Origin of the sequence: Arenibacter echinorum, from assembly GCF_003259375.1 — a bacterium.
GTDB classification, from domain to species: Bacteria; Bacteroidota; Bacteroidia; order Flavobacteriales; family Flavobacteriaceae; genus Arenibacter; species Arenibacter echinorum.
Genome location: NZ_QLLN01000003.1, coordinates 400,702 through 424,041 on the forward strand (window position 1 = coordinate 400,702; position 23,340 = coordinate 424,041).

The window sequence follows — 23,340 nt, forward strand, 5'->3', positions numbered from 1 at the left end:
CCTTAATAGTTTACGTAATCCACAATTTCCAGTCCGTAACCTACAAGCCCCACTCTTTTGGTGTGACTAGAATTGCTCAATAACCTAATTTTGGCAATATCCAAATCGTGCAATATTTGAGCTCCAACACCAAAATCCTTGGCATCCATATCCACCTTGGGGGCCTTGTATATTCCTTGTTTTTGCAATTCCTTAAGTTCGCCTAAACGGACCAATAGGTTCAAGGATTCGGTTTCCTGATTTATAAAGACTATAGCCCCTTTGCCTTCTTCGTTGATGGCATTGAACATGTCCTCCAATTTTTTATCCGGATTGTTGGTAAGGGTACCTAAAATGTCATTGTTGATCAAGGTAGAATTTATTCTGGTCAGGACCTTTTCATCTTTTTGCCAAGTTCCTTTGGTCAGCGCCAAATGCACCTGATTATTGGTGGTCTGTTGGTACGCCCTCAATCTAAATTCTCCAAATCTGGTAACTATATTAAAATCTTCCTTTTTACGGATAAGACTATCATGTTCCATGCGATAAGCGATCAAGGCTTCGATAGACACAATTTTTAGATCAAATGTCTTGGCTACTTTTACCAATTGGGGCAATCTGGCCATAGACCCATCCTCGTTCATGATCTCAACGATGACCCCGGCAGGTTTTAGTCCGGCCAAACGGGCAAAATCGATAGCAGCTTCGGTATGTCCGGTTCTTCTTAATACACCACCTTCTTTGGCAACAAGGGGAAATATATGTCCAGGCCTACCCAAATCATGGGCCTTGATATTTGCATCTGTCAACGCTTTAACGGTACTTGCTCGATCTCCTGCAGAAATACCTGTGGTAACACCATTGCCCCTTAAATCTACAGAAACTGTGAACGCGGTTTCCATAGGATCAGTGTTATTGTGAACCATCATGTGCAGACCCAATTCCTTGCACCTGCCTTCGGTGAGTGGTGCACAGATAAGTCCTCTACCATGGGTAGCCATAAAGTTGATCAATTCTGGAGTTGCCAATTCTGCGGCTGCCAAAAAATCCCCTTCATTTTCCCTATTTTCATCATCCACTACAATAATTACCTTGCCCCGCCTTATATCGTCAATAGCCTCCTCAATGGTATTTAGCGTAATAGTCTTTTCAACTTTTGTTGTCATGTTACAGCAATTTTTTCTTTCTTCTTAAATACGGCCTTAAAATAATCAAAAATACTCCCAAAGGACATTAATCCCTTGTCCGCCGTTGCCCTTCTGGTAAGGAAAACACCTAAAGGTAACATTATAAATGTAGAAAGCCATGCCCCTATAATAGGATTTATATTTCCTTCCTTGGCATAATTTCCGGCAAATACACCAATAAAATAATAAGTTAGAAATAGAACAATTGCGATAACCATAGGCAAACCTAAACCACCTTTTCTGATGATAGCACCCAAAGGGGCCCCAACAAAGAATAAAATAATACAGGATAAAGCCAAGGCATATTTTTTGTGTAGCGATAAAATGTGAAGACGATATATCTTGTATTTTATTTGAAGCTCATTTTTCTTTCCTTGAATACTTGTTATAATATTTGAAGTGGCACTTTTTGCAGAGCTTAAAATCTGTGTCTGGTGCCATGAAGGATAGATGGCCAATATACTATCAGTATCCATCTTGGTACCCAAAGAATCCATTTCTTTCTTTTTTTTATCGATTGTAATTTGGGCTAAAGAATCAGGCTTTTTCAAAGGTACGAAAGCGCCCATTCTACCTACAATATTCTTGGAAAAAGCAGTTACCAGTTTTACATTGTCGTCCTTTAGGGAATCTATATCCTTGGTTAAGCGGGAAATATTTTTCATCTTATCCGTGCTTACATCTCTCTCCTCTTCCAAATCAACATCATTAAGATCTGAAAGATCCTTGTTGATGGTATAAGTCTTAAAATTGGCCTTGGTAAAAGGATTTTTCTTCTTCTCCTTATTATTTTTAGTGGACACGTCCAAGTAATAATGCCCGTCCTTTAATACCAACTGTAAGATATCCGAATCCTCACTGCTGATTAGTTCTCCTGATTTGGCCTTGATTACAGTGGTATTGACTTTTGTTTTAGATTTTTCATGAATGATGACATTTTCCAAGAATCGATCATTTTCCCCATATTTACGGTCCACCTTCATATTCATTTCCGTACCTTCCAAATCACTAAAAACCCCCTCAGAAATTATTGCCGCAGGTTTGACCTTGGCAATGTTCCTTCTTAAATTATATATTTTTTGTTCAGAGATAGGAATAATATTGTTGGCGAAATAAAAAGTGACCCCTCCCAAAAACGTAACAAAAACAATAAGTGGCAACATGGCCCTCTGTAGGGAAATACCAGAGGCCTTCATAGCTGCAAATTCATAATTTTCCGCAAAGGATCCAAAGGTTAGTATGGAAGAAAGTAATACTGTTAAGGGAATTACCCGTTCCATTAGGTTGGGCATAAGGTAAAACAGGAATTTTCCGATTATGAAAATATCCAATCCCTTTCCTGCAAAATCATCAATAAACAACCAGATCGTCTGAAATACGAAGATAAACATCAGTATTACGAACGAACTGAGAAAATTAAAAAGGAACCTCGATAATATATATCGGTCTAGAATTCTCAATGTCTAATTTCTTATAATGTAATACCCATCATTTTTATACTTGTTCTCGTCAAAAGTAAATAAGGTTTTGGACAAGGGCTGGTCTATTTTAAAAGAATTAACAGTAATGGTCGTTTTTGTACCGTTCTTCCCTGTTTCAATAAGTTTATAGATATGTTTGGTCTCCACATCTATGCCCAACAAAATAGATTTGATCTCTGAGTTGGTATCGATCGGTGTCAACTTCACAAACTGTATTTTCCTTCCTTGGATATTTTGCAAAATGTCCCAGTCATAGTTGTGCCCCTGCTTATAGAAGGTAAGCATTTTAGATGGTGTAATGGTGTTTTCATCATCCAATTTCTCTTCAATGGTCACCTCTTCATTTTCTGGAACAACGGTATATACCTTTTTTCCATCATACACTTGCTTGGAACCCAAATAATTGAATAAATACTTATCGCCCTGCATGGTTACATCCCCTCGCGTTTCCGTATTTATATTGGCCTCCTCGTTATTAAGGCTGTATTTAAAGTCTACAAAAATATTGTCGTAACTTTTTACTTTATTATATACTTCATCTAACAAAGTTTTGGCCTTTGCAGAGTTTTGGGCCATAGATACTGAAGTAGATAATACCAATAATATAATAGATAATTTAATTTTCATTTTCTTCTATTTAAATTTTTAACGGTGCCTTCTATGCACTTTCATTGCTCAAAAGTTGATCCAAGGCATAAATATCTGGCACAAGTACCTGACGAGCCTTACTACCCTCAAAAGGACCAACAATACCTGCCGCTTCCAACTGATCTACAATTCTCCCGGCCCTATTGTATCCCAATTTCAACTTTCGTTGTATCAAGGAGGCCGAACCCTGTTGTGCTATTACAATTACTTCTGCCGCTTCCCTGAACATGGCATCACGGTCGGATATATTATAATCAATACTTGTGCCAGAATCATCATTTCCTGAGTATTCCGGAAGTAAATGTGCATCTGGATAAGCCCTTTGGGAACCTATAAATTCAGTAATTTTAGCAACCTCTGGGGTATCCACAAAAGCACACTGAATTCTGGTAACATCATTGCCCTGTGTAAACAACATATCCCCACGCCCAATTAATTGATCTGCCCCTTGGCTATCCAAAATGGTCCTTGAATCTATTTTTGAGGTCACCCTAAAAGCTATCCTAGCCGGGAAGTTGGCTTTGATAATCCCTGTAATTACGTTAACCGAAGGTCTTTGAGTTGCAATGATCAAGTGTATCCCAATAGCCCTGGCCAATTGTGCCAATCTGGCAATAGGGGTTTCTACTTCCTTACCGGCAGTCATAATAAGATCGGCAAACTCATCTATTACCAATACAATATAAGGTAAGAACATATGCCCGTCATTGGGGTTCAGTTTCCGCGCCTTAAACTTGGCGTTGTATTCCTTTATATTACGAACCATGGCCAACTTTAATAGCTCGTAACGGTTGTCCATTTCAATACAAAGCGAATTTAAGGTATTGATTACCTTATTGTTATCCGTGATAATAGCTTCCTCGGAATCCGGTAATTTGGCCAAATAATGCCTTTCAATCTTGTTGAATAAGGTAAGTTCCACTTTTTTGGGATCTATAAGTACAAACTTTACCTCTGCAGGATGCTTTTTATAGAGCAAGGAGGTCAATACTGCATTTAGACCAACAGATTTTCCTTGGCCGGTGGCCCCAGCCATCAACAAATGGGGCATTTTAGCCAAATCCACCACAAACGTTTCATTGCTAATGGTCTTTCCAAAGGCAATGGGCAATTGCATTTCCGCCTTCTGAAATTTACTGGAGGCAATAACGGAACGCATGGATACGATGGTAGCATTTTTATTGGGCACTTCAATACCAATGGTTCCCTTTCCGGGTATAGGAGCTATAATTCTAATACCAAGGGCCGCCAAGGACAGGGCAATATCATCCTCTAGGTTCTTAATTTTTGAAATTCGCACCCCTGCATCAGGCACAATCTCATATAGGGTGACTGTGGGACCAATAGTAGCCTTAATTTGTGCTATACCAATTTTATAGTTCTTTAAGGTCTCAACAATCTTATTCTTATTTTCCTCCAGTTCTTCCTGGTTGATGGTAATACCACCGCTGGCACCGTGCGGATCCAAAAGATCCAATGGGGGAAACTTAAAATTGCCCAATTCAAGGGTAGGGTCAAATTCACCGAAATCCTCCACCAGTTTGTCGGAAATATTGTCCGACTCCTCTTTCTCTTCCTTAATTTTCTCCACTTCCATGGCAATAGTTTCCTCTTCTTGACCCACCTTTACTTCAAATTCCTCCTCATCGTCCTCTTTTGCCAAAACGGGAATATCTTTCTTATGGGTGTAGGTGTCTATAACCACAGGTGTTTCTTCCTTTTCATTTGTATATAAAATATCGTTCTCCCTGTCGCTGTCATCAATCTTGGCAGCCTTACCGTTTTTAAATTCGGTAGCCAAAGATTTTCCTTTATCGTTTAAATAGGCAACTGCTTTATCCGGCGAAAATTGGAACAACCTTACCAAAATAACTATCAGACCAAAAAGCAATAAGAGAAAGACCCCAACTTTCCCTCCATAATCTTGAAGAAAATCGTTCATCTCGTACCCAACCATTCCGCCCAACAACGGTTTTCCTGACACAAAAAAGCCAAGAGCAAGGGAGAACCAGATTATAAATACCAAGCCCCATATCCATTTTCGCAGCAGCCCTTGTTTTTGCATACTCAAAAATAGGTACAGCCCCGTTATAAACAGTAGAAAGGTAAATATGATGGAAGAAACACCAAATCCCTTATAAAGCACAATATGACTTACGTTGGCTCCAAATTTGTTCAATAAATTTCTGGCCTGTTCATTCCTGTTTGCAAATTCTGTCAACAAGCTTTGATCGTCTTGCCAAGTAAAATAAAAGGAGACAAAAGAAAAGAACAGGGCAATACTTAAAAGCATTAACAACCCCCCAAAAATGATTTTGTTCTGTTGCGATAGTTTTAAGGAAAAGCCTTTTTTATTGGGTGTTGACTTTGGTTTTTTTACCTTTTTTGCCATTAAATCTTAAATTCTGGTGGCTAAATTACAAATTTACTGATGAACTCATCGGAACTTTTCCTATTGAAATAGCATTTTACGGAAACTCGTTACAAGCTAGATTGGGAATATTGAATAACTAATGGATTTTAAAAGATTTTGGGAATATAGATGATAAGGCCTATAATGGATGCAGCAATGGACACTAACATAACCGCACCGGCAGAAATATCCTTAATGAACCCAATTTTTTCATCAAATTCCGGTTGGACAAAATCCGCTATTTTTTCCACGGCCGTGTTTAATCCCTCAACGCCAAGGACCAATCCAATTGCCAGAATTTGAAGAATCCATTCCGTATTGGAGATTTCAAAATAGAATCCAGCAGCAGTCATCACCAAGGTGATAAAAACCTGTATCTTGATACTGGATTCCGTTCTTATTAAGAGTAATGCTCCCTTTAAAGCGAAGCCAACACTCTTTATTCGATTCACTAAAAAGCTTTCCTTAGGCATCCATCAATACTTCTAAGGCCGCTTTGTAATTGGGCTCGTCAACGGTTTCCGCAACCTGCTCCGTATAAACAACCTTTCCTTCCTCGTCCAACACAATCACCGCTCTAGAGTGAAGGGATTTTAGTGGTCCGTCTACAAACTCCAAGCCAAAGGCCTTTCCGAAGTTACCGTCCCTGAAATCGGACAACATTTCTACATTCTTTATACCTTCCGCTCCACAGAAACGAGCTTGGGCAAAAGGAAGGTCTTTGGAAACACATAAAACCTTAGTGTTTTTCAATTCGGCAGCTTCCCTATTAAATTGTCTTACAGATTGGGCACAAGTACCGGTATCTACACTGGGAAAAATATTTAATACCACTTTTGCACCTTTGTAATCGTCCAAATGTATATTGGACAAGTCTCCCTTGGTCAAAGAAAATCCAGGGGCCTTACTTCCTGCTTTAGGTAGTGTTCCTAAAGTATTTAACGGATTTCCTTTAAGTGTTACTATAGCCATGATTATTTTTTTAAATTTTGCGTGAAAATAAAAAATATATGATTGATAAATAAGGAATATGGGATAAAAAGTAGGACAATAATTAGACTTGCCTATTTACATAAATAATCAAAAAATACCTCTATCCTATGTAGTAACATAAAAATAGAGGTATTTGCCATTATGGGGAGATAGATTCTAATCCAATTATTTGTCTATGGAACCAATCACCCTTTGCATAAATTCGTTTAAGGCCTCTTTTTGAGGCTTACCTTCCTTAATAGATTTTTGTACCTCCAAAGCTCCGTATAGATTGGAAATCAATTCGCCAATAACATCCAATTCCTCATCTTTTAATGAAGAAACTTCGGTGATGGACTCCAAGGTTTCTATGGTTTCCAATACATAATCCTCATCGTTTTCAGCTATAAAGCTCGTAAGGTGTTTAATTACTGGTAATTTCACTGATCAATTCTTTTAAAACTTCATACTTATTGGTCTGTACCTGATTCTTGAATTCACCATCGCTAAAAATGGCAAAAGTGGGAAGATTGTCCACATTGGCCAACTTTCTGGATTCAGGAAATTTTTCTGCATCTGCAAGAACAAAGGTAATATCCTCATTAGTGGATGCCTCTTTCTTAAACTTGGGCTTCATTATTCTACAGTTGCCACACCAGGTAGCCGAATATTGAACAACCACATTTTTATTTTGATCAATAATCTCTTTTAGATTATCATTTTCCAATTCAACTATCATAAATTCTAAATTTAATTTTATAAAAAAGGAGTCAATTCAAATTATCAATTGACTCCTTATATTTAATTCCTGAATTTAGTTTGCGTGTGCGGACAAATAACTGGCAACGCCATTCCTATCAGCAGTCATTGCATCTTTACCTTCTTCCCAGTTGGCAGGACAAACTTCTCCTTTTTCTTGAACGTGGGTATAGGCATCGATCAAACGTAAATACTCGTTTACATTCCTCCCCAAAGGCATATGATTAATTCCTTCATGGAAGACGGTACCTTCCTCATCTATTAAATAGGTGGCTCTGTAAGTTACATTGTCGCCATCTACCATAATAACACCGGTTTCCTCATTATACTGCTCATTGGTGATATCCAATATACCTAAAGTAGAGGCCAAGTTTCTGTTGCTATCTGCAAGAATAGGGTAGGTAACCCCCTCAATACCTCCATTGTCCTTAGCTGTATTCAACCAAGCAAAATGAACTTCGGCAGTATCACAAGAAGCTCCAATAACCAAGGTGTTTCTTTTTTCAAATTCACCCAAGGCCGCTTGAAAAGCATGTAATTCTGTTGGACATACAAAAGTGAAATCTTTTGGGTACCAAAATAAGATTACCTTCTTATTATTTTTTTGAGCTTCTTCCAATACGTTCAATTTGAAAGTATCGCCTAAATCGTTCATTGCATTAACGCTAAGATTTGGAAATTTTTTACCTACTAAAGTCATATTTATAAAATTTATACAATTAATTTCTGATGTAAAATTACACCTAATTATAGGGGTTTGTAGTAATATGGATTTAAAAAACTTATGCCAATATAACTATTGTATATACCTATGCCGATTATAGTATTTGCTTGTGAAATTGAAAAAATATACACCTTGAATTTCTTGATTTCACAATGCAAATGGCTTAAAATTATCAAGTCCATTTTTGGATAAAATAAGTGACTGATAAAATAATTTGATTTCTTAAAAAACAACCCACTTTGCCTCTTACGGAAGTTTGTTTTTATTCCTATTAAAATGTCTTGATCGATATTGGTAGTGCCGGGAAAAATCGAGGAATTGCAATAGGCATATGGGCAAGTTATTTAGCAAAAGCTAAGATAATTGCCTGCATCACACAAATTTAGCAAAGAAATTCTTGGCTGAAGATTATTTTATTAACCAGCCACCTTGGATGTTTTAAGCTGTCTTATCTTTAAATGCAAGGCAGCAAAGAAGAGGGTCGTAAAAGGACTTAACCAATTGAATATGGCATACACAAAATATTCGGCAACCCCAACGCCCAATACGCCCGACTGATAAGCTCCACAGGTATTCCACGGAATCAATACCGAAGTTACCGTTCCTGAATCTTCAAGGGTCCTACTCAAATTTTCCGGGGCCAATCCCTTATCCTGAAAGGCTTTCTTAAACATTTTACCAGGGATAACAATAGCCAGGTATTGATCACTGGCTATAGCATTTAGACCAATGCAGCTCATTACAGTACTGGCAAACAATCCAAATACGGAACTTGCAATGGACAATAACGATTTTGTAATTCGTGCCAAGGCCCCAATACCGTCCATAATACCCCCAAATACCATAGCGCAGCATATAAGCAAGATGGTCCATATCATACCTTGCATACCTCCGGCACTGAACAGATCGTTCAACTTTTCGTTTTCCGTGACTATGGCGGTATCCGTAAAAATGGCGTTGAAAATTGCCGTTACATTGGAATCCGATAGGGTTTTTAATACTTCAGTTTGAAAAAACAGGGCAAATACCCCGGCCAAGGCTACCCCTGAACCAAGGGCAATCAATGGTTTCGTTTTTAAAAGTATTAGCGCAATAACTACGCCGGGCACAATAAACAAATATGGGTTTATATTAAAGGTTTCATCTATAGTAACCAAGAGAGCACTTACATCTGCGCTCCCAGAAGTCTCTATATTTAAACTTATCACAGCAAAAACCGCCAATGTTATTACAATTGTAGGGACTGTGGTTATAGTCATGTATTTGATATGTGTAAATAGGTCTGTCCCTGCCATAGCAGGTGCCAGATTAGTAGTATCGCTCAAGGGAGACATCTTATCCCCGAAATAGGCCCCCGAAATCACAGCACCAGCTATCATTCCTGGATAAATGCCCAAGGCGGTCCCAATCCCAACAAGAGCTATCCCCACAGTTGCGGAGGTAGTCCACGAACTTCCTGTAGCCACTGAGATGATAGCGGCGATAACAACTGAAGCGGGTAAAAAAATGGAGGGATTCAAAACTTGCAAACCGTAATAAACCATTGCAGGGATAACCCCACTCACCAACCAGGTACCCGCCAATGCCCCCACTAAAAACAAAATCATTATTGGGACAAGAACACTTTTAAGGTTTTCCAAGACTTCAAGTCCCATAGTTTTTATGGAAGTCTTATTAAAAAACCCAACAATGGCACTAATGGCACCTCCCAATAATAAAATAATCTGATTGGAATATTCCCCGAACCATTCTCCTTCCGCATAGAAAATATTATAGGCCAACATCATCATCAAAAGAACTACTGGGATAAGGGCTTCCCAGATATTCAATTCCTTGTTTTCTACAATATGTTCATTTTCGGGTCCAGCGGGATTGGTACTCAGGTTCTGCATTTAGAAGCTATTTGTTTCTTCGTAATATTACGATTTTGATATCTCTTCTGCAAACCAATATTACACCTTAATACTTAAAGGTTTTAAAATATCCAATTTTATTAAACAGTCCTTCATGGCCATATAGGTCCTATCAATATGGTCATCCAACCCTATGGAAAATCTAATTAAACCATTGGACAGGCCCATCTCCAACTGCTCTTCCAACGGAATTTCCGAAGAAGTAGATGTTCCCGGAGCACTAAATAAGGTTTTATAAAAGCCCAAACTAACCGCTAAATAGCCCAAATGTTTCTTTTGCATTAACTCCATCAAGGCATTGGCCTTCTCCAGAGACCCCACATCCAAAGTCATTAGGCCACCAAAACCATATTCCATATTGTATTGTTTTTTCATCACCTTGTGGCCCACATGCGATTTTAATCCAGGATATACTACCCGCAATCCGTCCTTTTCAAAATTTTTGGCCAGGTACATCGCATTTTCACTATGTTTCTTCATCCTTATATGTAGGGTCCTCATATTCTTCAATATGGAAGATGCCCTTAAACTATCCAAAGTACTGCCCAATAACATACCAGCTCCGTTATTTACATCCTTGAGGCCCAAACAAAAATCTTTGGTCCCGCAAACCACACCCGCCACGCAATCACTGGTGCCGTTTATAAATTTTGTTAAACTATGGATAACAATATCGGCTCCCAATTTTGCGGGGGAAATGGATAGGGGCGAAAAAGTATTGTCGACCACCAAGGGGATGTTATTTTTTTTAGCGAGTTTGGAAAGCGCCTCTATATCGGCCACTTCCAATAATGGATTACTGACCGACTCACAATAGAGCATTTTAGTTTTTGGGGTTATGGCCATGGCCACGGCGTCCAAATTAGTGGTGTCCACAAAGGAAATTCCAATATTGAATTTCTTTAAAAAGTTCTTCATGAGTGCGTAAGTACCTCCATAGATGGTCCTACTACTAACAATATGGTCGCCAGCATTGCACAACTGCAATATCACAGCACTAATAGCTCCCATACCACTGGCAGTTACATTGGCAGTTTCCGTACCCTCCAAAGCGGCCAATGCCTCTCCCAAATAAAGGTTGGAAGGCGAGGAGTGCCTACTGTACAAATAGCAGCCTTCGGTATTACCCTCAAAAGTATCGAACATGGTTTTTGCCGATAAAAAAGTATAGGTGGAAGAGTCCGATATAGAGGGATTAACACCCCCATATTCTCCAAAATATTGTAAATCCTGTAAATTATCAGCTGCTTTAAAGTCCATAATATCATATTTAATTTACTATAAAGATAAAGTTATTACAATAATTAATCAACCTATATCAGTAATATTAGATTATAAAACTATATTTTTACCTATATATAGTTTATTTTTATATCAGTTAACCGATTTAAGGTAGACTATAGAAAATATGTCAGTATGAAGTTTGATGAAATCGATATTAAATTGTTGGGACTGTTACAAAACGACAGCAAAAGGACCACCAAGGAATATGCCCTCCAGCTAAATCTATCCGTCACCGCAGTTTACGAGCGTATAAAAAGGCTGGAAAAACTGGGTGTAATAACCAATTATGTGGCCTTGGTAGACAAAAAGAAAGTAAACAAGGCCTTTACGGTGTTGTGCCATGTTAAATTGGTACAACATATTAAAGAATATGTGCTGCAGTTTGAGCGGGAGGTGCTTAAACTGAACGAGGTTGCGGAATGTTATCACACCAGTGGGGATTATGATTATATCCTTAAAATATATGTGGCGGACATGGAAGAGTATAGGGAGTTCATGATTACCAAACTCACGGCCATAAACCACATTGGAAGTACTCAAAGTTCTTTTGTTATCAACGAAGTAAAAAGTACCACGGAAGTGTTTATTTAACAAAAACATTACCTAATACATTAATATCCCATGTAATATGAATGTTGTCCAACAATAAAACATTCGTATTTTTGTATTCACATTAATGAAACTAATCTTTTCAATACAATAATAATATGACCCAATACGATGTAGCCATTATAGGCTCAGGTCCTGGTGGATATGTTGCAGCAATCCGTTGTGCCCAGTTAGGAATGAAGACTGCGATAATAGAAAAATATTCAACTTTGGGCGGTACATGTCTTAATGTAGGATGTATTCCTTCCAAAGCATTATTGGACTCTTCCCATCATTACGAAGATGCCGTAAAGCATTTTGAAGATCATGGAATTGAAATTCCTGGAGAAATCAAGATCAACCTGGAGAAAATGATAGCTAGGAAACAGGCGGTGGTAGATCAGACCTGTGCTGGGGTAAAGTTCCTTATGGACAAGAATAAAATTGAGGTTTATGAAGGTATAGGGAGTTTTAAGGATGCAACCCACATCAACATAAAAAAGAACGATGGCAAAACAGAGACCATTGAGGCAAAAAACATAATTATTGCCACAGGATCAAAGCCATCCAACCTACCCTTTATCAAATTGGACAAGGAGCGCGTTATTACATCAACAGAAGCCCTAAAACTTAAGGAAATACCCAAACACCTTATTGTAATTGGCGGTGGGGTAATAGGATTGGAATTGGGACAGGTCTACAAAAGATTGGGGGCCGAGGTAACGGTAATAGAATACATGGACCGCATTATTCCTGGAATGGATGGAGCACTTTCAAAAGAATTGTTGAAAGTAATGAAGAAGCAAAAAGTAAAATTTAATTTGTCCCATAAAGTTAAGTCGGTAGAGGCCAAAGGCAAGGAAGTAATTGTTATAGCAGAGGATAAAAAAGGGGAAGAAATAACTTTTAAAGGAGACTATTGCCTGGTTTCTGTAGGAAGAAAACCTTATACCGATGGATTAAACATTGAAGCCTCTGGTGTGAAATTGGAAAAGAACGGCACCATTGCCGTAAATGACCATTTACAGACCAATATATCCAATATTTATGCTCTAGGTGATGTGGTAAGGGGAGCCATGTTGGCGCATAAGGCAGAAGAAGAAGGAACCTTTGTAGCCGAAATATTGGCAGGACAAAAGCCACATATAGATTATAACTTAATTCCTGGTGTGGTATATACTTGGCCTGAAGTTGCGGCGGTAGGAAAAACCGAAGAGGAACTCACGGAGGCCGGTGTCTCCTATAAAGTAGGTCAGTTTCCAATGCGTGCCTTGGGACGGGCCAGAGCCAGTATGGATTTGGACGGTTTTGTCAAAATATTGGCAGATAAAGAGACCGATGAAGTTTTGGGAGTACATATGATCGGAGCCCGAATGGCCGATTTAATTGCCGAAGCGGTTACAGCAATGGAATTTAGAGCATCCGCCGAGGATATCTCCAGAATGAGCCACGCACACCCAACCTTTGCAGAGGCTGTAAAAGAGGCGGCTTTGGCTGCAACCGACAATAGAGCCCTACATGTTTAAACAATTAAAACAAGTTGATAATACAAGAGCCCCGTTAGACAAAATCTAACGGGGCTCTTCTACTATAAGTATTTCCCTCAATATTGACTATTGGGATACAAATTGCATTTACAACTTGTGGGTACCGTCACAATAAGGTGGGTTTTTGGTTAATTTACAGGTACACAAATGGGCCCTTTTATCCTCTTCGGCTATAAAGACCATAGGAGGGGAAGCATTTTCCGCCTTATGGGAACCATCACAAAAAGGTTGAACATTACTATGGCTACATGTACACCACTTATATTTTTTGTCCTTCTCCAATTCCACCGCAATTGGTGAAAATTTACTGTTCATCTCGCTCATCTATATTTTTTGTGCGAAAATAAGCGAAACACAAGTAGTAAAAGATAGAACTACTAATTTTTTACCATTCTAAATAAGCGTACCAATGATAGCTTGGATTTAATCACGAATGCCTTTAACAAGGGCTGACCTTCCTCGTTCAACCAGGCCTCTCCCTTCTGTTGAACTGACTTAACAGCTGTTGATAATTGCATTTTTAGATAAACTTTGTTCCTTTCGTATTGTAGTGCCAACAAAGTAGTTGTAAACATAAAGGCCAGAGCTCCCGGAATTACGATCGTAGGGGACAGACTGTGGTTCAAAAAATAGTATAGCCCCAAACCTGTGAAACTTCCGTACAAAATAATATAATGGATCACATAGATAGATAGGGTACTTTGCCCTATTTTAAGTACACTACTATTGCTCATAAATTTTCTAAACAGCATAAATACGGCAAAAACCAAGGAGACATCGCCCAATCGGATGAACAGATAGTTATTAAAATATACTTTAGAAAATATTAGCATTCCGGTCCAGTTATACAGCTTTAAAAAGAAGCCCGAGGAGTAAAACAATAGACCTATGCCCACAATGGTAAAACTGGCAATGGCAGCAGGATATAAATATTTAAAATTCTTGAATCTATTGAAAAGCACGGACATAAAAGCCCCAATAGCAGCATACCCGAACCAAGGTATTATTGTAAATACAGATCCATTGGCCTTGGTCAGGTAATTGGCCATCATCTCAGGTAAATAATAATGGGCGTATTGTTTATAATTTGGTTCCAGTACAAATAAAACTAGGGTAGTGGCCAATAAAACTCCAGGGAACAAATATTTATTTCTAGAGATGGTAAGAAGATAAATCCCGATAATGCCCAAAATAGAAAGACCAATACAGTGCAGAACATCTACCAAATAAAATGAACCATAAATCTGGCCCTTTAGCAATCCAAAAAAGTTTAATCTAAGCAAGTAGCCTATGGCCAATAATTGCAATCCCCTTTTAATCCCTTTTTTTACCCTTGGGTTATTAAACCCGATCTCATTCCCTTTAATGAGGAGATAGGTAAATATAAATCCAGAAACCGTAAAAAAGACTGGTGCCGTAACCCCCCTGAAATATTTCCAAACAGAATAAACCGCATTGGAATTATCCCTAAATGCATTATCCAGCAATCCATCCACGAAATGTCCCTGTAACATCATAAGGATAGCCCATGCCCTCATAGCATCAATAAAATACAATCTCAGGTTGTTATTCCCCATATTAACTTTTATGTACATCCTATATACTTGTAAAACAGTGGCTTTGGATGTTTTCGCGTGCAAAATTATGCAATTTCTTCGCAATTCAATCTATTTTACGGTATTTTCGTTGTGCAAACATTTAAATAATCAAGATGTCCCGTATACTGGCATTTGCCGGAAGTAATTCCAGCACCTCCATCAATTACAAATTAGTAAAATACACCACGTTCCTTATTAGGAATCATGAGGTTGAACTTATTAATATGGTCGACTATAATTTTCCAGTCTTTAGTGAGGATTTGGAAAGGGAAGAGGGTTATTCAGATTTATTGAGAGGACTAAAAGATAAGATAGTCCATGCCAATGCCCTGATTATTTCCGTAAACGAACATAACAGCAATCCTTCCGCTTATTTCAAGAATGTGCTGGATTGGTTGTCCCGGGTGGATAGGAATTTCTTGGCGGACACAAAGATTTTATTAATGTCCTGCTCTGGAGGAAGAAGGGGCGGAACTGGCTCCTTGGAGGTTGTCAAGGGAATTTTACCTCGATTTGGAGGTGAAGTTACAGCTACCTTTTCTTTACCATCCTTTAATCATACCTTTGACAAGACGAAGGGTATAACCGACCCTGAGCTTGCCAAAAGCCATAAAAAAGCTTTGGAAATATTCTTATCACAAATTTAAAAGTCTTTGCGAAAAAAGGTTTCATTAACAGTTCCGGACATTGTAAGTTTTAAGCAATCCCTACTGCATTGGTCCCAACAATATTATGAGGTTGTTTGGCTGGACAGTAACGGGCATAGAAGCAAGTATAGCTCATTTGATGGCCTACTAGCTGTTGATGCACTTACGTCCATAGTAACGGATACCCAAAACGCATTTAAGGATTTAAGCGATTACCAATCCAACACTAAAGATTGGATTTTTGGCTACCTGTCCTATGACTTAAAAAATGATACGGAACTACTTTCTTCTTCCAATGCCGATAGTCTGAACTTTCCTGCTCTGTATTTCTTTCAGCCCAAAAAATTAATAGAAATAGAGGGAACAGTGGTTACCTTCCATTACCTAAATATGGTAGCGGATGAAATTGAAGAAGATTTGAAGAATATCCTGGAAGCACCTGCACCATTTGCACCGGAATTGGAACATAGATCCGATATCAAAATTAAACTTAGAATATTTAAGGACGAATATTTTAGTCGCGTAAATAAAATGTTGAACCATATCCATAGAGGGGATATTTATGAAGCCAACTTCTGTCAGGAGTTTTATGCGGAGAACACTGAAATAGACGCTTTAAAGACTTATCTAAAACTGAATTCCATAACCAGGGCACCGTTTTCAGCCTTTTTAAAAATAAACGATAAATACCTATTATCCTCTTCCCCGGAGCGCTATGTTAAAAAAATGGGGAACAAGGTTATATCCCAACCCATTAAGGGCACTGCAAAACGATCGCTGAATACCATCGAAGACCAGCTATTAGTAACAGCCTTGGAAAAGGACGAAAAGGAGAGGGCCGAAAATATTATGATCGTGGATTTGGTAAGGAACGATCTATCCAAGAGCGCTTTGAAAGGTTCTGTTGAAGTTGAGGAACTTTGCAAGGTATATTCTTTTGATCAAGTGCACCAAATGATCTCTACTGTAACAGCGGAGGTTTCCAGTACCAAAAATCCGGTGGATATTATCAAGGAAACTTTTCCCATGGGTAGTATGACCGGGGCTCCAAAAGTATCTGCCATGCGAATAATAGAGGAGCTGGAGGCTTCCAAAAGAGGCCTCTACTCCGGGACCGTAGGTTACTTTACCCCAGAAAACGATTTCGATTTTAACGTGGTCATCCGAAGTATTCTCTATAACAAAACGGCCCAATATGTCTCTTTTTCCGTGGGAAGTGCCATAACCGCCATGGCAGTTCCAGAAAAGGAATATGAGGAATGCCTCCTTAAGGCCAAGGCCATGAGACAGGTGCTTGAAAATTAATAGGTCATTTGGTTATAATCAATTTTCAATATACCTTAAGCGTTTATAAATTTAGGTATACCTAATATTCTATATTTAAAAACTATGGATGTAAGAATGCTTGATCTTCAATATAAGAACATCCCCATTAATGCATGGTATGCCAGACCCAAAATTGTTAGAGGAGCTACTGTTCTTGTCCATGGATTTGGCGAACATTCGGGGCGCTATATGGAAGCTGTGATTCCTAGACTTTTGGAGGAAAATTTGGCCGTCTTCTGTTATGACAATATAGGTCATGGAAAATCTGGTGGAAAACGGGGACATTGCCCTAGTTATATGGCATTGTTGGAACTATTGGACAATGTTATCGCCAAGGCCAGATTGCTGAATCCCAATAAACCCATATTCCTTTACGGTCATAGTATGGGAGGAAATTTGGTATTAAACTATGACTTGAGAATAAAATCGGATTTGGCCGGGATAGTGGCGTCGAGTCCATACCTTAAATTGGCTTTTCAACCCCCTAAATGGAAAATGATTTTGGGTAAATTTATGTTGAAAATATTTCCTGCAATTACAATGTCCTCTGGTCTGAATCCGCAACATATTTCCAGAATAGACCAAGAGGTGGAAAAGTACATGGCAGACCCTTTGGTTCATGATAGAGTAAGCCCCATGTATTCTTTTCCTATAATGGAAGCAGGGGAGTGGGCTGTACACAATGCCAACAAACTAAAGACCAAAACCCTTTTGCTGCACGGTACCGGAGATAAAATTATAGATTATAGGGCTACCGAAAAATTACACAAAAACTCCAGTTGTACCGAACTACATTTAATTGAAGGCGGCTATCACGAATTGCACAAGGATGTTGGAAGTAAAAACACTTTGGATATCATCGGCATTTGGTTAAGGAACAGCTTGGACCACTTCTATAGCCAAATGTAGTTGCTATCATTTTTCTTATGTAAATTAGCCGTGTGTTAGAAAATTTTACGAATCACATAGATCTACACTTTCCCCATCTCAAAGAAGGTAAATTTATATTGGCCTGTAGCGGAGGTGTAGACAGTGTTGTTCTGGCCCATTTGTGTGCTTCCTATAAGTTGGATTTCTCAATAGCTCATTGCAACTTCAAATTGCGCGGTGCGGAAAGTGATAAGGATGAAGACCTGGTTAGGGAATTGGCAAAGGATCTGGGCACGGAAATTTTTGTGACCAGTTTTGATACTCACGGGTATATGGCCCAACATAAAACCAACTTGCAAATTGCTGCACGGGAACTCCGGTATAATTGGTTCTCACAAATAATGGCAATTCATAATATTAAAACCCTTGTCACGGCCCATCACGCCGACGACAGTTTGGAAACCTTTCTTATCAACTTGTCCAGAGGAACAGGAATCGAAGGGCTCACCGGAATACCATCGCATACCAACACCATCTCCAGACCTTTATTGCAATTTTCAAGAGCCGAGATCAAAACATATGCAGAAACCAATGCTATTCATTGGAGAGAAGATGCCAGTAATGAAAATACCAAATATTTAAGGAATAACATTAGGCATAATATTATTCCAAAGCTCAAGGAACTCAATCCCAATTTTTTAGAAAATTTTTTAAAGACCCAAGAATATCTTGGGCAAACCCAAGAAATATCGAATTACCATATAGTCCAATTAAGAAAGCAACTTTTTTCAAAAGTGGACAAGATTGAAAAGGTAAAAGTAGCCTCACTGTTGGCACTTAATCCTACCAAAGCCTATCTTTTTCATTTCTTTCGGGAGTACGGATTTACACAATGGGATGACATTTATGGACTTCTAAGCGCCAACAGCGGAAAAGAAGTGCATTCCAACACCCATAGATTACTGAAGGACAGGGACTTTTTATTGTTAAAACCCAAAGCACTTAAAAATTCCGAGGTTTTTAATATTGAAGAGGGTCAAGAGGCGGTATCAGAACATATATCCTTAAAATTTAATACCGTCAAAGCCATTGGGGAGACCTCTTCAAAGATAATTTATGTAGATAAAGAAACGTTAAAGTACCCATTAACAGTCCGTAAATGCCAAAAAGGAGATTATTTTTACCCCCTTGGAATGTCCGGCAAGAAAAAAATATCCAAATATTTCAAGGACGAAAAAATGGATATTTTTGCCAAGGAAAACCAATGGTTATTGTGTTCTGGCAATAATACTGTCTGGATAATAGGAAAACGCGCCGACGACCGTTATAAAATTACGGATAGGACTAAAGAAATTTTAAAGATTACATTAGAATAATGAAACATATACTGGGATTGATTTTAATGGTGTTCAGTTTTTTCTTGGGGTTTTCCCAGTCGGATAATGATCCAGCCATATGGACTTATGAAGCAGAAAAAATATCGGACACCGAGTACAAGCTTATCTTTAAGGCCGATATATATGAAGGCTGGCATATCTATTCCCAGTTTACGGATGAAAATGGTTCTTTGCCAAGTGAATTTACATTTGAAAAGGCAGGTGAGGACTATGAATTGGTAGGAACCACTACAGAAAGTGAAACCCTTACCGAATACTCCGATATTTTTGAGGTAGATGAAACTTTCTTCAAGGAAAAGGCTGTCTTTACCCAAAAAATAAAATTATTGAATCCGGAGGTTAAACAGGTTACCGTTGATTTGTTCTATCAAATCTGCAAGGAGGTCTGCATCCCAAAAGATGAAATATTCCATATTTCCCTGACCGGAGAGGAAATAGTTGTTGCGGAACAGAATGTGGACCAGCGAAGCCTGGATATGAGTGCTGCCTTAATGCTGGACCTTAAGAACAAGGAATTGTTGGTTAACGGGGATAAAAATGCCGTGAATGAAAAATCTGGTCTTTGGACCATTTTCGTTTTAGGCTTTTTGGGCGGCTTAATTGCGCTTCTAACTCCCTGTGTATTTCCTATGATACCATTAACAGTATCCTTTTTTACCAAACAAGGGGCCAACAGATCCAAAGGGATTGCAAATGCCTTGCTTTATGGTTTTTTTATAGTATTAATCTATTTTCTGTTGAGTTTACCATTTCATTTGTTTGATTCAGTGGATTCACAAATATTGAATACGATTGCCACCAATGTATGGCTCAACCTGTTTTTCTTTCTCATTTTTATATTTTTCGCTTTCTCCTTTTTCGGTTATTATGAATTGACGCTTCCTAGTTCATGGGCCAATAAAATGGACTCGGCCTCCTCCAAGGTGGGCGGGGCTTTTGGAATATTTTTTATGGCAGTTACCTTGGCCATAGTGTCCTTTTCCTGTACCGGTCCAATTTTGGGCGGATTGTTGGGAAGTACTGCTTTGGCAGAAGGGGATGTGGCTACCAACCTGTCCATGGGAATGACTGGATTTGGAGTGGCACTGGCGTTGCCCTTTGGCCTTTTTGCATTATTCCCTACATGGCTTAATTCCCTGCCTAAATCTGGAGGATGGATGACTACGGTAAAGGTTACCCTTGGTTTCTTGGAACTGGTATTGGCATTTAAATTTCTTTCCAATGCAGATTTAGTGGGGAACTGGGGAATCTTTAAAAGGGAAATTTTCTTGGGGATTTGGATATTGCTGTTTGTCTTGCTTTCCCTTTATTTATTTGGGATATTTAGATTTCCGCACGACGGACCAAAACAACGATTGTCTGTCGGAAGGAAGATTACCGCTGTCCTAAGCACAGCTTTTGCCATCTACCTAATATTGGGGCTATCCAAAATAACCGATTTAAAATTATTGAGCGGTTTTCCGCCACCCCATTTCTATAGCATTTTTGAAACAGAAAGTGATTGTCCTTTGGGGATAGATTGTTTCAAGGATTTTGACAAAGGCATTGCCCATGCCAAAAAGGTAAACAAACCGGTACTGTTGGATTTTACAGGATGGGCCTGTGTAAATTGTAGAAAAATGGAGGAAACGGTCTGGAGCGAGCCGGATATTTATCCTATCCTTAAGGATGAATACGTTTTGATATCGCTCTACATAGATGACCGAAAGGAACTGCCTTCCGAAGAACAATTCGATTTTAAATACGAATCCGGACGCGTAAAAAATATTAATACCGTGGGTGAAAAATGGGGCACTTTCCAAACTTTGAACTTTAATGCCGCCTCGCAACCATACTATGTAATAATGTCCCCTGATCTGGAAATTTTAAATACTGCCGTCCAATATACAGATCGGGATACCTATAAGGAATGGTTAAAAAAAGGGGTGAGTAATTTTAAGGAATTGGGCCAGTTAAAGTAGGCCAACATATATGAATTCTTTGAGATGTATTCTTCTAATAAATATTTTAATGGAAAACATTTCTAGTAACTAGGTTTAATATTATACATATACAGTAAAAGCAAATTCCTACGCTATGAACAAAATTTTAATCCTCTTATCGGCCATCTTCTTGGTATCCTGTGGAAGAACGGGAATACAGACCACCACCAACAAAACCAATACCGGAGTAGTCGACACCTATAACCCCAGGGATTTTTACAACAAGAAAGAGGTCGTTATTCCTATGCGTGATGGGATAAAATTACATACCACCATCTATTCCCCCAAGGATACTTCCAAGAAATATCCCATTCTCATGTCAAGAACACCATATAGTTCCAGACCATATGGATCCAACGAATACAAAGCCTTGATTTCTCCCAATAGAAAAATGATGAAGGAGGGAAATATCGTAGTATACCAAGATGTTAGGGGCAGGTGGAACAGTGAAGGTGTCTATGACAATATGAGGGCTTATATTCCCAATAAAAAGGATGGAGAAGTAGATGAGGCCTCGGACACATATGATACTATAGAATGGCTTATAGACAATGTTGAAAACCACAATGGCAATGTTGGGGTCTGGGGAATTTCCTATCCAGGATTTTATGCTACCTATTCCTTATTGGATGCCCACCCAGCCCTCAAGGCCGTTTCTCCACAAGCCCCGATAGGGGATTTCTTTTTTGACGATTTTCATCATAATGGTGCCTATTTATTGAGTTATTGGAGAGCTACTGCCGTATTTGGTTATATAAAGGACCAACCTACCACCGAAGAATGGTATTCTTTTCCCGAACTGGGCACTGAAGACCAATACCAGTTTTTTTTGGATGCCGGTCCATTGTCCAACTTGGACAAATATTACAAAGAAGACAATGTTTTTTGGCAGCAATTAAAGGAACACCCCAATTATGATGAATTTTGGCAGCAACGTGGTATAATCCAACATTTGAAAAATATTAAACCTGCAGTGATGACCGTAGGAGGTTGGTTTGATGCCGAAGACCTTTATGGTCCGCTCAATACCTATGGGCATATTGAAAGGAACAGCTCCAACTATAATACTCTTGTAATGGGGCCTTGGAGCCACGGCGATTGGTCCAAGGCAACAAAACGGCAAGCCATTGGCAATGTCTATTTTGGGGATGATATCTCAAAATTCTATCAGGAAAACATCGAAACACGATTTTTCAATCACTTTTTAAAAGGAGAGGGAAAGACCACCAATTTACCCGAGGCCTATGTTTTTGATACAGGTACCAAGGAATGGAAGACTTTTGATACCTGGCCTCCCCAGAACACCTCCAAGGAAACCTACTCCTTACAGCGCAATGAACATTTAGGACAGATTGCAACCAGGGAATACTCCTTTCAGGAATTTATAAGCGACCCAAAAAAACCTGTCCCTTATTCCGAAGATATAAAAATGGTGTTTACCCCCCGTAAATTCATGACAGATGACCAGCGTTTTGCGGCCCGTAGACCCGATGTTTTAATTTTTGAAACCGAACCCTTGGAAACGCCACTCACTCTTGCCGGTGATATAATGGCGAAACTTAACGTTTCCACCACTGGTACGGACGCGGATTGGATTGTTAAGGTCATAGACGTATACCCCCCGGACCACAAGGATTACGAGGAGACCCAGGCCTATTTAAAAATGGGCAACTATCATCAAATGGTTCGTAGTGAGGTGATGCGTGGCCGTTTTAGAAAAGATTTTTCAAAACCCGAGCCTTTTGTTCCTGAAGAGGTAACTCAGGTTAACATTCAACTTCAGGATGTTTTCCATACGTTTAAGAAGGGCCATAAAATTCAGGTACAGGTACAAAGTACAATGTTTCCCTATATAGATATTAATCCCCAAACCTATGTAGAAAATATTTTTCAAGCTAAACCCGAAGACTTTCAAAAACAAACACATCGTGTGTACAACACTTCTTTAATAGAATTTACCGTCCTAAAACCTTGATTTTATTATCGCTTTAAAGAAACAAAAGTACTCTTAGGAGTACTTTTTTT

General features: G+C 38.8%; 21 protein-coding genes. 8 read left to right on the forward strand and 13 right to left on the reverse strand.

Translation table 11 applies throughout. From position 1 onward, the window contains the following. Positions 1 to 2 precede the first annotated feature (2 nt). The 11 genes from ribB to LV92_RS08880 form a co-directional block, all read right to left on the reverse strand. Positions 3 to 1,145, reverse strand: a complete 1,143-nt coding sequence (gene ribB / locus LV92_RS08830) for a 3,4-dihydroxy-2-butanone-4-phosphate synthase (RefSeq protein WP_111623280.1) — start codon at positions 1,143 to 1,145, stop codon at positions 3 to 5. Continuing rightward, a complete protein-coding gene (locus tag LV92_RS08835) occupies positions 1,142 to 2,605 on the reverse strand; it encodes an LptF/LptG family permease (RefSeq protein WP_262511297.1) in 1,464 nt (487 codons plus the stop codon). The genes ribB and LV92_RS08835 overlap by 4 nt, the downstream gene beginning before the upstream one ends. Positions 2,606 to 2,629: 24 nt before the next feature. After that, on the reverse strand, positions 2,630 to 3,274 hold the full coding sequence (locus LV92_RS08840) for a LolA family protein (RefSeq protein ID WP_111623282.1): 645 nt from the start codon (positions 3,272 to 3,274) through the stop codon (positions 2,630 to 2,632). Between the two features lie 31 nt (positions 3,275 to 3,305). Further along, positions 3,306 to 5,687, reverse strand: coding sequence for an FtsK/SpoIIIE family DNA translocase (locus tag LV92_RS08845; protein WP_111623283.1), 2,382 nt, complete (start codon positions 5,685 to 5,687; stop codon positions 3,306 to 3,308). A gap of 128 nt (positions 5,688 to 5,815) precedes the next feature. Beyond that, positions 5,816 to 6,181 carry a diacylglycerol kinase gene (locus tag LV92_RS08850; RefSeq protein WP_111623284.1) on the reverse strand — a complete coding sequence of 122 codons (366 nt, stop codon included), beginning with the start codon at positions 6,179 to 6,181 and terminating at the stop codon, positions 5,816 to 5,818. Further along, positions 6,174 to 6,680 carry a thiol peroxidase gene (tpx, locus tag LV92_RS08855; RefSeq protein WP_111623285.1) on the reverse strand — a complete coding sequence of 169 codons (507 nt, stop codon included), beginning with the start codon at positions 6,678 to 6,680 and terminating at the stop codon, positions 6,174 to 6,176. Before tpx ends, LV92_RS08850 begins: the two co-directional genes overlap by 8 nt. A 186-nt stretch (positions 6,681 to 6,866) precedes the next feature. Beyond that, positions 6,867 to 7,124 (reverse strand): DUF6952 family protein, encoded by a 258-nt coding sequence (locus tag LV92_RS08860; RefSeq protein WP_111623286.1) that lies wholly within the window; start codon positions 7,122 to 7,124, stop codon positions 6,867 to 6,869. Further along, positions 7,105 to 7,419, reverse strand: a complete 315-nt coding sequence (locus LV92_RS08865; RefSeq protein WP_111623287.1) for a thioredoxin family protein — start codon at positions 7,417 to 7,419, stop codon at positions 7,105 to 7,107. Before LV92_RS08865 ends, LV92_RS08860 begins: the two co-directional genes overlap by 20 nt. A gap of 75 nt (positions 7,420 to 7,494) precedes the next feature. After that, positions 7,495 to 8,139 carry a peroxiredoxin gene (locus tag LV92_RS08870; protein WP_111623288.1) on the reverse strand — a complete coding sequence of 215 codons (645 nt, stop codon included), beginning with the start codon at positions 8,137 to 8,139 and terminating at the stop codon, positions 7,495 to 7,497. Between the two features lie 440 nt (positions 8,140 to 8,579). Then, entirely contained in the window at positions 8,580 to 10,055 is a 1,476-nt protein-coding gene (locus tag LV92_RS08875; protein WP_111623289.1) for a Na+/H+ antiporter NhaC family protein, read from the reverse strand. Positions 10,056 to 10,115: 60 nt separating this feature from the next. Then, on the reverse strand, positions 10,116 to 11,336 hold the full coding sequence (locus LV92_RS08880) for an aminotransferase class I/II-fold pyridoxal phosphate-dependent enzyme (RefSeq protein ID WP_111623290.1): 1,221 nt from the start codon (positions 11,334 to 11,336) through the stop codon (positions 10,116 to 10,118). A 156-nt stretch (positions 11,337 to 11,492) separates the two neighbouring features. On the opposite strand from LV92_RS08880, the gene LV92_RS08885 reads away from it, so the two are divergent. Beyond that, positions 11,493 to 11,951, forward strand: coding sequence for an Lrp/AsnC family transcriptional regulator (locus tag LV92_RS08885; RefSeq protein WP_072861228.1), 459 nt, complete (start codon positions 11,493 to 11,495; stop codon positions 11,949 to 11,951). A 116-nt stretch (positions 11,952 to 12,067) separates the two neighbouring features. Further along, a complete protein-coding gene (gene lpdA / locus LV92_RS08890; RefSeq protein ID WP_111623291.1) occupies positions 12,068 to 13,474 on the forward strand; it encodes a dihydrolipoyl dehydrogenase in 1,407 nt (468 codons plus the stop codon). Positions 13,475 to 13,582: 108 nt separating this feature from the next. On the opposite strand, the gene LV92_RS08895 is transcribed toward lpdA, so the two are convergent. Beyond that, positions 13,583 to 13,819: a CDGSH iron-sulfur domain-containing protein gene (locus LV92_RS08895; protein WP_111623292.1), complete on the reverse strand. Its 237-nt coding sequence runs from the start codon at positions 13,817 to 13,819 to the stop codon at positions 13,583 to 13,585. Positions 13,820 to 13,872: 53 nt separating this feature from the next. After that, positions 13,873 to 15,090, reverse strand: coding sequence for a heparan-alpha-glucosaminide N-acetyltransferase domain-containing protein (locus LV92_RS08900; RefSeq protein ID WP_245946314.1), 1,218 nt, complete (start codon positions 15,088 to 15,090; stop codon positions 13,873 to 13,875). A 116-nt stretch (positions 15,091 to 15,206) separates the two neighbouring features. Between LV92_RS08900 and LV92_RS08905 the strand changes: the two genes are divergently transcribed. From LV92_RS08905 to LV92_RS08930, 6 genes are all read left to right on the forward strand, one after another. Further along, a complete protein-coding gene (locus tag LV92_RS08905; protein WP_111623294.1) occupies positions 15,207 to 15,740 on the forward strand; it encodes an NADPH-dependent FMN reductase in 534 nt (177 codons plus the stop codon). Between the two features lie 6 nt (positions 15,741 to 15,746). Beyond that, positions 15,747 to 17,045, forward strand: a complete 1,299-nt coding sequence (locus LV92_RS08910; RefSeq protein WP_111623295.1) for an anthranilate synthase component I family protein — start codon at positions 15,747 to 15,749, stop codon at positions 17,043 to 17,045. A gap of 84 nt (positions 17,046 to 17,129) precedes the next feature. Beyond that, positions 17,130 to 17,975, forward strand: coding sequence for an alpha/beta hydrolase (locus LV92_RS08915; protein ID WP_111623296.1), 846 nt, complete (start codon positions 17,130 to 17,132; stop codon positions 17,973 to 17,975). 32 nt (positions 17,976 to 18,007) lie between these two features. Then, positions 18,008 to 19,312, forward strand: a complete 1,305-nt coding sequence (gene tilS, locus LV92_RS08920) for a tRNA lysidine(34) synthetase TilS (RefSeq protein WP_111623297.1) — start codon at positions 18,008 to 18,010, stop codon at positions 19,310 to 19,312. After that, entirely contained in the window at positions 19,312 to 21,294 is a 1,983-nt protein-coding gene (locus LV92_RS08925) for a protein-disulfide reductase DsbD family protein (protein ID WP_111623298.1), read from the forward strand. The genes tilS and LV92_RS08925 overlap by 1 nt, the downstream gene beginning before the upstream one ends. 115 nt (positions 21,295 to 21,409) lie before the next feature. Further along, entirely contained in the window at positions 21,410 to 23,290 is a 1,881-nt protein-coding gene (locus LV92_RS08930) for a CocE/NonD family hydrolase (protein ID WP_111623299.1), read from the forward strand. Positions 23,291 to 23,340 lie beyond the last annotated feature (50 nt).